Source organism: Bacteroidia bacterium, from assembly GCA_020852255.1.
GTDB lineage: Bacteria > Bacteroidota > Bacteroidia > JADZBD01 > JADZBD01 > JADZBD01.
In genome coordinates this window covers 51,963-64,947 of sequence record JADZBD010000016.1, presented here as the reverse complement: position 1 = coordinate 64,947, position 12,985 = coordinate 51,963, and the positions used below count along the sequence as shown (strand labels likewise).

Sequence of the window (12,985 nt, the reverse complement as noted above, 5' to 3'; positions counted from 1 at the left end):
ATGTACGAAATTGCTGTCAGCGGCCTGCTTAATTATAGTCATACCATTCCCGTTTACGACTCAGTTTCAGGTCCTGCAATACCGATGCTTTCACCCGAATATCAATGGTATAACTCTTCCGGAATCCAAAGGGAATCCAGTTGAACTGCATTTCCCAGCAATGAAGATCACGGTAGATGCTCACATTGGTATAGGTAAAATCCTCCATGATGAAATCATATCCTGAATTGAACCCGATTTTCCATTTACGTGTAAGGTTAAAGTCACCGCTGAATGTAACAGATTGTGTGATGGTTTCACTAAGTGCCGGACGAGAATAAACCAGGTTGTAGTATACGCGTAAGGTCCACGGAATATTGAAATCCACATAATAATCCGGATGTTCCTCCACATATTTCAGCTGTTCTGCCTCCTTCGTTTTAATTTTCTCACCAGCTTTTGGCTTGTTTTTCCCGCCGCTCAGGCCGGTACCAACAGAAACGGAACCACTTGTAAGACGTCCGAGTTTACCCTCGTTCCAGAGGAACCGGTTCACTTTTGTGCCATTGCTCCCCAGCGCATACGGATCTACCAGTCCCAGAAGGTTTACATCCAGTTTCTTAAAAAGTTTGGTGCGGAGGTAGAGGTTTACGGGCGACAACTGAACGGAATCTGCCGCGTAATTCCAGGCCGAGGAAAAGCCAAAACTTTCTATCATGGTTATTTTCCGTTCTTTTTTGGTTGTATCGGATGCGGAAGCACGTAATTTCATTTCCAGGTTGTTGTTCATCGCAAAACTTAATAGTGAACTTTCACCTGAGGGAGGAACTCCAAAGATGCCGTTCTCATAAATGCTGTAAACTACGGGCACTCCCAACCCGGTGGAATAAGATCCATAGTAGGCGTATTTCGGATCCGCATAATTCGGGCGAACGCTGTATGCGATGGTAGGCGTTACAACATGACGAATCGCTTTTACCGCACTACGCCTGAATACATATGTCATAAATAACTTTGTGGTGGCTGCTACGGAGGCACTGAACGTATTGGCCATGGATAGTCCGCGCTTTTTAAGGATAATAATGCTGTCGCCCGGAAGGTCATAGGATTTTTCCACCGTTTCAAAATACCAGATGGAGGAGAGGGAGGCGGAGGGGGTAAGGGTGATCGGGAATTTCCTGAACGAGAAATTGGCAGACCAGGGCATGGTATGCTTAAATGCATATTTCATGGAATCGGCAATCGTAGGGATGAAGAGATTGGAATCTGTAACGGAGATCCGGTTCTCAAAATCAGAACTCAGGCTGAATCCGATCTTATCAATAGCACGGTTTCTGTGTGCACCCCGGTTAAACCATTGTGCGGGATACTGACGGTTGAGCGAAAACCCGGTTCGCGGCAAACCCACGTCCACTTTCCGGCTTAAGGTGTTCTGATTGTGCGAAAGGGTGCTTACCAGATTAGCTTCCTTCCATGAGCGCCGGTAGCTTATATTGGAAGAAAATGTGTTCGCTAAATAATCTCCGGAGGTATTCGAGTTGAACTTATAATAATTGCTGGAAAGAATATTTACGTTCGCGGAAAAACCGGTTCCCGGATTTTTTTTTGCATCTTGAGTATGCGTCCAGCGGACAAAGAAATCTTTCTGATTGGAAAAGTCGGGAAATTCGGGATAGGAATTACGGAAGTTGGAATATCCTGCGGCTATGTTTCCTGAAAAGGAATACCTTTTAGAATAGTTCGTAAATGTTTTAAGTCCGAAGCTTCCTTTGGAATAGATATCTCCTTTTACAGCCAGGTCAATATAATCGCTGATGCCAAAGTAAACCCCTCCATCCTTCAGGAAAAATCCAAGCGCGGGAGATTCACCATAGGCAGGCAGCAGTACCCCGTTCTTGCGTCCGCGCTGATTGGGAAAGAAACCGAACGGGATCGCCAGAGGAGTTGGGATGCCTGCGATCACGAGGTAAGCCGGTCCTGTAACGATCTTGTTGTCCGGAATCACCTTGCCCTTGGTTACATGAATGTGAAAATGGGGCTGGTCTGCATCGCAGGTGGTATACTTCCCGTCCTTGATGTAATACACGTCGTTTGAATCTTTTTTCCCGGCCTGCGCATACATGTAACCCTCCCCCTCGGATGTGCGCACCCGGTACATCCAGCCTTTTTTTGTTTCTACATTGTACCGGATCGTGTCGGCCACCGTTTCTTTATCCTGTTCCGAAAGGGTAGGACGATCCACCAGATTCCCGGCACTGTCTACCCCTGAAGCCAGCATCACGTTGCTTCCCAGGTCTATGCGGATGTATCCAGCCTTCAACACAATATCTTCATAGCTTACCTCCGCCTTCCCGTAAAGATGGATGATCTTGTGCTCCAGATCTACTTCGATGCTATCTCTTGAATGATAGTTTATTTTATCCTTAAGTAGCTCTTTTTCAGCTGTTTTTGTAGAATCCTGAGTTTGTTTTGGTACAGCCTTTGATGCATGTGACAGCATGCCTGTAATTAACAGGAGGATGAGGATAACTGCACACCTGATTACTGTATATGCCTTCGAAACCACCTAATTTTGTGTAACTTATGAGTTTCCGGGAGGGTTCAAAACTACGAAATTATATCCTACGGGTCCGGGCTCCGTATAACGTCGGAATGTTCCGGGCATTGTATCTTAGGGTAGCCCTGATTGCCGTAATTATAAGCGGCCTTTCGGGAGCATCCTTTTCACCAAAAATCACGCCAGCGCCGTTATATGGCATACGAACGGTTTGCATTGACGCGGGGCATGGCGGAAAGGATCCCGGTTGCCACGGTTCAGCCTATAAGGAGAAGGAGGTTTCTCTCGCCATTGCCCTGAAACTCGGTAAACTCATCGAACAACACCTGAAGGATGTGAAGGTGGTTTACACAAGAAAAACGGATGTTTTCGTGGAGCTGAATGACAGAGCCGGGATCGCTAATAAGGCAAAAGCCGATCTTTTTATTTGTATTCATTGCAATTCAGCCTGTGTGCGCGATAAGAAGACAAAGAAAGATATCTGCAAGCAGGAAGTGCACGGTGCTGAAACTTATGTTATGGGATTGCATAAAACCAATGCAAACCTCGATGTTGCAAAAAGAGAGAATGCGGCAATCCTTCTTGAAGATGATTATAAAAAGAAATATGACGGGTTTGATCCGGATTCTGATGAAGGGTACATTCTGATGAACCTCACGCAGAACGCCTATCTGGAAAATTCGCTCAGTTTTGCGGCAAAAGCCCAGAAACAATTTAAAACACTTGCCGGCAGACACGACAAAGGAGTAAAACAGGCCGGTTTTCTCGTTCTCTGGAAAACGGCAATGCCTTCGGTGCTGATTGAATCCGGGTATCTTACCAATGGAGTGGAACACGACTTCCTCGGATCGGAGGAAGGTCAGACCTATATGGCCACCAGTATCTTCAGAGCTTTACGCGAATATAAAGATGAAATCGAAGGAAGGCAAGTGACATACAACGATGAGCCGGAGAAAATGAAGGCGTATATCCCGGTCATAAAGCCCGATGTGAAGCCGGACAGCGTACTCAAGAATCCCCCGGTAGACACCCTGGTGGTTAAGAAAGATACCGTGCGCCCCGTGGAACCCGCTCCACAGGTCAAACCAAACGTGATCTTCAAAGTCCAGTTCCATACATCCGCTACTAAACTGCCTGATGATGCACCAAAACTGAAAGGAGTGAAGGAATGGTCGGGCGTAGAGGAGAAAGGTATTTGGAAATATATGTCGGGAGAATTCATTAAACCTGAGGATGCTGTTAAACGGCAGAAGGAACTGAAGGACCTGGGATTTAAGGACGCATTTCTGGTCGCTTACAAGGATGGAATGAAGATCCCGTACGGAGAAGCTGTGAAATTGATAAAAGACTAACTTTACCCCTTCCATGAAGATAAGCAAGGAACTGAAAACCGGCATCCTGGTAACCATCACCATCGGATTGGGTATTTGGGGATTTAATCTGCTGAAAGGCCGTAATTTGTTTTCCAATGAGATTGAACTTTACTCAGTTTATTCCAATGTCAACGGCCTCATGGGAAGTAACCCCGTTCTGCTGAACGGGTATCAGATCGGAATGGTTCGTGACGTGTACCTTCATCCGGACCACAGCGGCAAATTGGTTGTTAAATTCGTGATTACAGAGACTGACTTTCCTATTCAGGATAGTGCATCAGCGGAAATTATCAGTTCAGATATTCTTGGATCCAAGGCGATTAATATTGTCATGAGAAAGGGTGCACGGAATGTGGTGAACGGGGATACGCTTGCCGGAACAATCGAAAAGGGACTGGGGGAACAGGTGAACGAACAGATTTTACCCCTAAAGAAAAAGGCAGAAGGTTTGATTTCTTCTATCGATTCTATTATGCTCATCGTGCAGGCCATTCTTAATCAGGATGCGCGTGCCAGTCTAACCTCCAGTTTTGAATCGATAAAAAAGGCACTGGCAACATTTGAAAAAACGGCTATTAAAATAGATGACATGGTGGAGTCGGAACGGTCTAAGCTTTCCATGATCCTTTCCAAAGTCGAGAATATTACCTCCACCATATCAAAAAATGACGACCAGATTACCAAGGCAATGAACAACCTGAGCAATATATCGGATTCGATCGCGAAGTCTAACCTGATCGGAACCATTAATAACACAAATAAAACCCTGGAGGAAACATCTAAGCTGCTTGAAAAGGTGAACAAAGGCGAAGGAAGCCTTGGTATGTTGCTGCATGATAAAAAACTGTATAATGACCTGGATTCCGCCTCTGTTAGCCTGAATCGTCTCCTGGAAGATATGCAAAAGCACCCGGGCGATTACTTCAGTGTGTTCGGAAAAAAACGTAAGGCAAAGAAAAAGAAAAATTAACCGGTTCCTCGTTAATAATTCCCTTCCTGACTACCCTCTGATTTTGTTACATTTGCCGCATGGGAATAACCAATGCGGTTTTTATTATTCTTTTTCTTGGAGCAGTTATTCTTTTCTGGCGTAATGCAGGAAAGATCGCAAGAAATATCCGGCTGGGTAAGCCTGCGGATCGCAGTGACCGGATGGGTGCGCGATGGAATTTGATGTTTTTAGTTGCGATGGGACAGAAAAAAATGTTTTCCCGTCCCCTCCCGGCCTTGTTACATTTTTTTGTTTACGCCGGATTTATTCTCATCAACGTTGAAGTAGTGGAAATGATAGTGGATGGTGCCACCGGTTCGCACCGCTTTCTTTCCGTTCTTGGAGGAATGTACCCTTTTATGCTGTCATTTTTCGAAATACTGGCCGGTTTGGTAACGCTGGGATGTATCCTCTTTCTGGTACGCAGAAACCTGGGACGTATTCACCGGTTCACTATGAAGGAACTGGACGGCTGGCCAAGAACGGATGCGAATCTGATCCTTTGTACCGAAATTGTATTAATGACCGCTTATTACTTTATGAATGCGGCCGACCGGAGCTTGTACCTGATGGGCAACCCGCATTACAGTGTTGATACCGGGAATCTGCCACTGAGTGGCTTACTGGCTCCGCTGCTTTCGGGCTTTTCAGAGCAGTCCCTGATCATTGTAGAGCGAAGTGGATGGTGGATTCACATGGTGGGCATCCTCTTTTTCCTTAACTATATTGTTATTTCCAAGCATCTGCATATTGTTATCTCTTTTCCAAACGTTTTCTATTCCAGCCTGCATCCAAAAGGGAAGTTTACAAACCCGGTTAATGTAACGAACGAAGTTAGAGCCATATTGGATCCGTCCTTTACGCCACCTCCTGCAGACCCTCAGGCCGCCGGTCGGTTCGGAGCGAAGGATGTAATGGATCTTAGCTGGAAGCAACTGATGGATGCCTACAGCTGCACCGAGTGCGGAAGGTGTACATCAGCATGTCCGGCCAATCTTACCGGTAAAATGCTATCTCCCCGGAAGATCATGATGAGCACGCGCGACCGGCTGGAGGAAGTAGGAAAGAATGTAGATAAGAACGGAAAATTTACAGATGATGGGAAAAGTCTGCTTCATGATTATATCACTCCCGAAGAGTTATGGGCCTGTACTTCCTGCAATGCCTGTACGCAGGAGTGTCCTGTAACGATTGACCCGCTTGGAATTATTGTCGAAATGCGCAGGTTCCTGGTGATGGAGCAAAGTGCTGCTCCGCAGGAACTGAATATGATGTTTACAAACATTGAGAATAACGGTGCACCATGGCAATTTGCACAGGCTGACCGCGGTAACTGGAAGAATACTGAATAAAAGACGATTGAAATAGCACAGGCACAGATGAAGTTGTTTGAAAAATTTGAAAACGGCAAGAAGATATCTCCCACGCTGCCTGCGCATGTAAAGAATTTTCTGATTGATATTGATGGCACGGTGGGAGATGATATTCCCAATGAGGAGCCCTGGCGAATGGGGGAGGCCGCACATTATCCGGATGCACTGGAGCAATGCAACAGATGGCATGAAGAAGGACATATAATTACCTTTTTTACCTCCCGCACAGAAGAGCACAGGGAGGTTACTGAGCGCTGGCTGAACAAATGCGGATTTAAGTTTCACGGATTGCTGATGGGGAAACCCCGGGGAGGGAATTATCACTGGATTGATAATCACATAGTGAGGGCAACACGCTTCACAGGAAAGTTTACCGGGCTGGTAGAGAAGGAAGTAACGATCCAGGTTTTTGAAAATAAGGAATGAACAAAGAATATTAAATTCGTCCCATGAATGTGCGTACATATGCTGAATTCGTAGCCTCCGGAGAAACTCCCGAAATTCTCTTTTGGGTGGGATGCTCAGGGAGTTTTGATGAACGCGCAAAAAAGATCACCCGGGCCATTGCCCGGATATTAGAGCATTGCCAGATTAAATTTGCGATTTTAGGTTCTGAGGAAGGATGTACAGGCGATCCGGCAAAACGGGCGGGCAATGAATTCCTGTTTCAGATGCAGGCCATGGCGAACATTCAGACAATGAACGCCTATGGGGTAAAGAAGATTGTTACCGGCTGCCCGCATTGCTTTAACACACTGAAGAATGAATACCCTGAACTGGGTGGCGTTTATGAGGTACTTCATCACACACAGCTGGTTCAGCAATTGCTGGATGACGGAAGGCTGAAGGCCGAGGGTGGTGCATTCAAGGGAAAGAAGATCGTCTATCATGATCCCTGTTACCTGGGCAGAGCCAATGAAGTGTATGAGGCTCCGAGAGAAGTGCTGAAGCGACTGGATGCAGACCTGGAAGAAATGAAACGTTCAAAGGAAAAAGGATTCTGCTGCGGCGCAGGCGGTGCACAAATGTTTAAGGAAGCAGAGAAGGGAAGCAAGGAGGTGAATATTGAACGCAGCGAAGAGGCACTTTCCCATCAGCCGGATGTAATCGCTGTTGGGTGCCCGTTCTGTATGACTATGATAACCGATGGTGTGAAACATTTTAATAAGGAAGGAACGACCCGGGTGCTTGATATTGCAGAGATTATTTCCCCCGATCACCCTGCCTGAGAACTTTTGATTGTCTCTTTTTTAGCTTTACCTCTTTATTTACCTGTCTTACCTATGTCACTTCAGTCGCTGCCAGCCCACGCCCGTATATGGATCTATCAAAGCCCACGCCCGCTTACAGACGGAGAGATCCGTTTTATCAATGAAGTTTCTTTGCCTTTTCTGAAGGAATGGACTTCCCACAAAATGTCTATGGATGCTGCGCTGGAAGTGCGGCATGAACGTTTCGTTATACTGGCAGTAGATGAGCAGACCGCACCGGCAAGTGGTTGCGGAATAGATGACTCCATTCGTTTTATAAAGGCAGTTTCTGATAAAATGGGGCTTGATCTTCTGGACCGCAGTCTGGTTTATTTTCGAAAGGGAGATGCAATAGCTTCTGTTTCTCTCTCTGATTTAGGCAATGGTGAGGTGAAACCGGACACAATCGTTTTCAACAATCTCATAGAGAGACTTGGAGCTATTCATAATGCCTGGGAAGTAAAGGCGAAGGATTGCTGGGTAGGAAATTTTATTTCCTGAGAATACATCCAGCAACGCGAACTCCGTCCATGGCGGCAGAAATGATGCCTCCGGCGTATCCGGCCCCTTCTCCGCAGGGATAAAGGCCTTCTGCCTGCGGATGTTGCAGAGTATCGGGATTGCGGGGAATACGCACAGGAGAAGATGTTCGCGATTCTACGGCATGCAGCACAGCCTCATTCGTAAGGTAACCTTTCCATTTTTTTCCGAATTCCCTGAACCCGTTACGTAAAGCTTTCGTAACAAACGGAGGTAATATAGCTGCCAGGTCCGTGGAATTGACGCCGGGGGTATACGATGTTTTGGGAAGGCTGGCAGAAATTTTTCCTGAAAGGAAGTCCATGAGCTTTTGAGCAGGGGCCGCCTGTGACCTTCCTCCCGCATCCCAGGCTTTTTGCTCTATGTTTTTTTGAAAAATCATGGCTGCAAGCGGATGAGCTTTTCCAAAGTCCTGTTCCCGGATCTCAACCACAATACCTGAATTGGCAAACGGGTTATTTCTTCCGGAAGGTGACCACCCGTTGGTTACGATCTCGCCCGGCGAAGTTGCGCAGGGGGCGATGATTCCACCCGGACACATGCAAAATGAAAAAACACCCCTGTGCTCTGACTGTGCAACCAGTGAGTAGGAGGCAGGAGGCAAATAGGGTCCCCTGGTATCGCAATGGTATTGCATCTGGTCAATCATTTCCTGTGGATGTTCTACCCGCACACCAAGCGCGAACGGTTTAGCCTCCACGGTCAGCCCTTTTTCATGTACGAGTTCAAAAATATCTCTGGCGGAATGACCTGTGGCAAGAATCACTTCAGAGGCCGTAAATTCTTTACCATTCAGGCACCGCACGCCACGGATTTTTCCATCACGGAGAAGGAAATCATTGACGCGTGTACCGAAATGATATTCCGCACCTGCAGTGGTGAGACCCACGCGTATATTTTCAATGATTTCGGGTAACTTATCTGTTCCGATATGCGGATGTGCATCGCTGAGAATGTTTCCATTTGCCCCGAAATGCACCAGATCTTCCAAAATGTTCTGAACAGAACCGCGCTTCACAGAACGTGTATAGAGTTTTCCGTCTGAATAGGTACCTGCGCCTCCTTCCCCAAAACAGTAATTTGAGTCGGGATCTACCGTGTGGTTACGTGTTATTTCAACCAGGCTTCGTCGTCGGTCACGTACAGTTTTTCCGCGTTCCAGAATCACTGGTTTCCGGCCGTTACGGGCAAGGGTTAGTGCGGCAAAGAGTCCCGCCGGCCCGCTTCCGATTATTATAACCGGTTCTTTTCCGTGTACATCCTGTAGGGGAAGAAAGATGGATACGGGAAGCGGCTCCCCCGGGGAATAGATCTCCACCCTGATCTGGTACCTCGGGGTACGGCTACGGGCATCGAGGGAGCGTTTGATGACTCGGATACGGTAACCGGTCGACTTAACACCGGCGGCAGCACAGGCCAGTCTCAGCAGCAGTTCTTCATTTTCATGTTCTCCGGGCAAAACCCTGAGATCCAGAGTAAGCATAGAGCGAAAGTAACGAATTCCATATCTTTACCGCATACTCTTGATCATGTTCACTGTAGCCATTTCATCCACCCGTACTCCTTTTCTCAAAAATCCAACGATGCTGCTCTCTGCAGGGGCTTTCCTTGCGATTTGGATTTCCACGCTGGCCGGAACCAGCGATTATGCGAACTGGATACTCGAGAATACCCTTGTGATCCTGTTTGCAGGATTTCTCATTCTAACCTACCGGAGATACCAGTTCAGTGATTTATCCTATCTCTTGTTCTGTATCTATCTTGCCGGGCATGTTTATGGCTCAAAATATACGTATGCTGAAAATCCTTTGGGCTATTGGCTCAAAGATCAGATGGGTTTGGAGCGAAACCATTACGACCGTATTATCCACTTCAGTTTCGGGTTCCTGCTGGCCTACCCCTTGCGTGAGCTTTTTCTCACATGGTTAAAATTTCCATCCTGGGTAGCCTGGACCCTTCCGATTGAGATTACTCTTTCTGTAAGTGGTATTTATGAGCTGATCGAATGGGCTGTTGCAGATGTTTTTTTTCCGGAACAGGGAATGGCCTATCTCGGAACCCAGGGAGATATTTGGGATGCTCAGAAGGACATGGCGCTGGCAACCGGCGGAGCGCTGCTTGCTACTACAATTGTTTCGCTGATGAAACGATTTTTCTGGAACACACAGAGCAAGGGTAAAGGCTGATTTCCATTGCCTTAGATTCAATTGAACCGGGGATGAAGAAAAAAATACGGTTTTTATTTTGCGAAGTCCTATATATATCGTAATATTGCGATATATATTTATAGCAATGGGAACTTCAAAGGCGGATGAGTTTACAGTCAGGGATAACCGGATCGCGAGGTATGCGAAAGCACTGGCACATCCGGCACGGGTTGCCATCTTACAGTTACTTATTAAAAAGCAACATTGTGTATGCGGAGATATTGTAGATGAATTACCACTTTCCCAGAGTACAGTATCACAGCATTTGAAAGAACTTAAAGAAGCTGGACTCATCAAGGGCGATATTGAAGGAGTTAAAGTATGCTATTGCATAGACGGAACAGAGTGGGAAGCAGCGGGGAAACACCTGCAAGGCTTTTTCGAAGCAGGTGTAAGTAAGGACAAATGCTGTTCCTGAAAATTTAGACAGAATCGGTAAATTACGATAAAACACTTTTATGGAGACCAATGATCAGATTAAACAAATGGTAAAGGAGAAGTACAGCCGGATAGCGCTGCAGGATAAGGAAACGAATAGTAGTTCTTGCTGCGGTGCTACTGCCTGTTGCGACAGTGTTTATAACATCATGGCGGATGATTATGAAAAACTGAAGGGATACAATCCGGAAGCTGATTTGGGTCTGGGTTGTGGCTTACCCACGCAATTCGCTCAGATAAAACACGGCGATGTTGTAATTGATTTGGGAAGCGGCGCCGGTAACGATTGTTTTGTGGCCCGGCATGAGTGCGGTGCGGAGGGCAATGTAATTGGAATAGACTTCACGGAAGCGATGATCGGTAAGGCCAGGATGAACGCTGAAAAGCTGGGTTTTCATAATGTGGAATTCCGTCAGGGTGACATTGAAAAAATGCCTGTAACCTCAGGAGTGGCAGATGTGGTTATCAGTAACTGTGTGTTGAATCTTGTGCCGGAAAAAAGAAAGGTTTTTAATGAAATATTTCGCGTATTAAAACCGGGAGGACATTTTAGTATTTCCGATGTGGTATTGGTTGGAGAACTTCCGGAAGCTCTGAAAAACGAGGCGGAAATGTACGCGGGATGTGTTGCCGGAGCAATTCAGAAGCCGGATTACCTCCGGATGATCAGCGAAGCCGGATTTACTTCCGTAAGTCTGCAAAAGGAAAAAGCGATTGATATACCTGAAAACATACTCCGGCAGTATCTTAATGAAAGGGGAATGGAGGAGTGGAGAAGCTCGGGTTTGGGTATATTCAGTATCACGGTTTTTGGAAAAAAAGAATCCTGCTGCAAGCCAGGCGGCGAATGTTGTTGATAATATACGATTTTACTTAAATGGTACTTACGCAGGATATCAGGGCTGCTCTTGCTGAATTTATTGGCACCTTTGGTTTGGTATTTTGCGGTACCGGAGCCATTGTGATTAATGAGCAAACGGGTGGCGCAATCGGACATATTGGGATTGCAGTTACGTTCGGACTGATCGTTCTGGCAATGATCTATGCGTTCGGAGAAATATCGGGTGCACATTTGAACCCTGCCGTTACCATCGCCTTTTCATTGGCCGGACTTTTCAGGCCGGGACAAGTTCTATCTTATATTCTTTCACAAACTGCAGGGGCTTTGTCTGCATCTGCTGTTCTGAGTCTCCTTTTTCCCGCAACTGATAACCTTGGCGCTACACTTCCGGCGGGTACGGATATGCAGTCCTTTATTTTGGAATTCATACTTACGTATTTTCTGATGATTGTGATCCTGAATGTTTCACAGGGATCAAAGGAGACAGGTGTGTTGGCAGGTATTGCAATTGGAGCAATGGTAGGTTTGGAAGCGATGTTTGCCGGTCCTATCTGCGGCGCCTCTATGAATCCGGTACGCAGTCTGGCCCCCGCACTGATCTCAGGCAATATATCTTCTCTCTGGATCTATTTGATCGCTCCGGTGGCAGGTGCTGCAGGTGCTACCTACACCTGGAAATGGATGCGGAGAAAATCCTGAAATTATCCTTCAAAATGTAAACTCAGCAGCAGCAGCCGGGAGTTTAACTTTTCAATAGCGGACGAAAATGCGTCACCTTCATGTACAAGCAGGTCGCGTAATCCCCAGGCGCCTTTGATCTCTGTGGAGAATTTGAAATAAGGGAAATAATAATCAATCCCGAAGCCCGCTTCCAGTGCCCAGTCGTGCCGGCGCAGTTTGATAATCACATCTTTTGGATTTGTAGAATTTTTAACATCCTCCTGTGAGGCAAGATCAAATCCGTATTTGCCGCCACCCACTATATACGCTGAAATATTGTTGAGACGGGAAGAGCGTATTTTAAGATTTAGCGGAAATTCGATCCGCGTGGATTCAATGTTCTTTTTGAATTCCGTTACTACAGGACTTCCATTCTGGTCTACTTCAATGGTAAAGAATAAGTTCCGGTCCTGAAATGAAAGAGTAGGGATAAAACGCAGGGTTGCAAACTGGTGAATCCTCAGGTCAGAAATAATGGTAAGATTAAATCCCCAGACTTTTCCCGGCGAAACGGACAATAGGGTATCCCGCAATTGCCAGTCCTTCACCATGGTTACATCAAACCAGGCCTGATTTACAGCCAGGGAAAACCCGAAATGCAGGCGTTCATCATCATAGTCGTGAAGGTTCTTAACCCTTTGTTTTTGAGCAACTAAGGATAAGGAAAGCACTAAGAGGAGGAATATGCCGGAGAGCCGTTGCACGATCAATTTAAC

The 12,985-nt window shown here is 46.4% G+C and carries 13 protein-coding genes; 10 read left to right on the top strand and 3 right to left on the bottom strand.

Annotated features, from left to right (window positions below; genetic code table 11):
• Positions 1-28: 28 nt before the first annotated feature.
• On the bottom strand, positions 29-2,479 hold the full coding sequence (locus IT233_08845) for an LPS-assembly protein LptD (protein MCC7302737.1): 2,451 nt from the start codon (positions 2,477-2,479) through the stop codon (positions 29-31).
• A 152-nt stretch (positions 2,480-2,631) separates the two neighbouring features.
• On the opposite strand from IT233_08845, the gene IT233_08840 reads away from it, so the two are divergent.
• The 6 genes from IT233_08840 to IT233_08815 are packed head-to-tail and all read left to right on the top strand — an operon-like array spanning position 2,632 to position 8,024.
• Positions 2,632-3,888 carry an N-acetylmuramoyl-L-alanine amidase gene (locus tag IT233_08840; protein ID MCC7302736.1) on the top strand — a complete coding sequence of 419 codons (1,257 nt, stop codon included), beginning with the start codon at positions 2,632-2,634 and terminating at the stop codon, positions 3,886-3,888.
• 13 nt (positions 3,889-3,901) lie between these two features.
• Positions 3,902-4,879, top strand: a complete 978-nt coding sequence (locus tag IT233_08835; GenBank protein ID MCC7302735.1) for an MCE family protein — start codon at positions 3,902-3,904, stop codon at positions 4,877-4,879.
• Positions 4,880-4,938: 59 nt separating this feature from the next.
• Positions 4,939-6,252: a (Fe-S)-binding protein gene (locus IT233_08830; GenBank protein ID MCC7302734.1), complete on the top strand. Its 1,314-nt coding sequence runs from the start codon at positions 4,939-4,941 to the stop codon at positions 6,250-6,252.
• A 27-nt stretch (positions 6,253-6,279) separates the two neighbouring features.
• Entirely contained in the window at positions 6,280-6,699 is a 420-nt protein-coding gene (locus tag IT233_08825; GenBank protein ID MCC7302733.1) for a phosphoheptose isomerase, read from the top strand.
• A 23-nt stretch (positions 6,700-6,722) separates the two neighbouring features.
• On the top strand, positions 6,723-7,502 hold the full coding sequence (locus tag IT233_08820) for a (Fe-S)-binding protein (GenBank protein ID MCC7302732.1): 780 nt from the start codon (positions 6,723-6,725) through the stop codon (positions 7,500-7,502).
• 54 nt (positions 7,503-7,556) lie between these two features.
• Positions 7,557-8,024 carry an ABC transporter ATPase gene (locus IT233_08815; GenBank protein ID MCC7302731.1) on the top strand — a complete coding sequence of 156 codons (468 nt, stop codon included), beginning with the start codon at positions 7,557-7,559 and terminating at the stop codon, positions 8,022-8,024.
• Here IT233_08815 and IT233_08810 read toward each other — a convergent pair.
• On the bottom strand, positions 8,014-9,546 hold the full coding sequence (locus IT233_08810; GenBank protein ID MCC7302730.1) for an FAD-binding protein: 1,533 nt from the start codon (positions 9,544-9,546) through the stop codon (positions 8,014-8,016). The genes IT233_08815 and IT233_08810 overlap by 11 nt on opposite strands.
• A 100-nt stretch (positions 9,547-9,646) precedes the next feature.
• Between IT233_08810 and IT233_08805 the strand changes: the two genes are divergently transcribed.
• The 4 genes from IT233_08805 (at position 9,647) to IT233_08790 (ending at position 12,248) form a co-directional block, all read left to right on the top strand.
• Positions 9,647-10,249, top strand: a complete 603-nt coding sequence (locus tag IT233_08805) for a DUF2238 domain-containing protein (protein ID MCC7302729.1) — start codon at positions 9,647-9,649, stop codon at positions 10,247-10,249.
• Positions 10,250-10,355: 106 nt separating this feature from the next.
• The gene (locus tag IT233_08800; GenBank protein MCC7302728.1) at positions 10,356-10,688 is read left to right on the top strand and encodes a winged helix-turn-helix transcriptional regulator; all 333 of its coding nucleotides are present in this window, start codon (positions 10,356-10,358) and stop codon (positions 10,686-10,688) included.
• Positions 10,689-10,728: 40 nt separating this feature from the next.
• Entirely contained in the window at positions 10,729-11,565 is an 837-nt protein-coding gene (locus IT233_08795) for an arsenite methyltransferase (protein MCC7302727.1), read from the top strand.
• A gap of 20 nt (positions 11,566-11,585) precedes the next feature.
• On the top strand, positions 11,586-12,248 hold the full coding sequence (locus IT233_08790) for an aquaporin (GenBank protein MCC7302726.1): 663 nt from the start codon (positions 11,586-11,588) through the stop codon (positions 12,246-12,248).
• A 2-nt stretch (positions 12,249-12,250) separates the two neighbouring features.
• Here the strand turns inward: IT233_08790 and IT233_08785 are convergent, their stop codons facing one another.
• A complete protein-coding gene (locus tag IT233_08785; protein MCC7302725.1) occupies positions 12,251-12,973 on the bottom strand; it encodes a PorT family protein in 723 nt (240 codons plus the stop codon).
• Between the last annotated feature and the right edge of the window lie 12 nt (positions 12,974-12,985).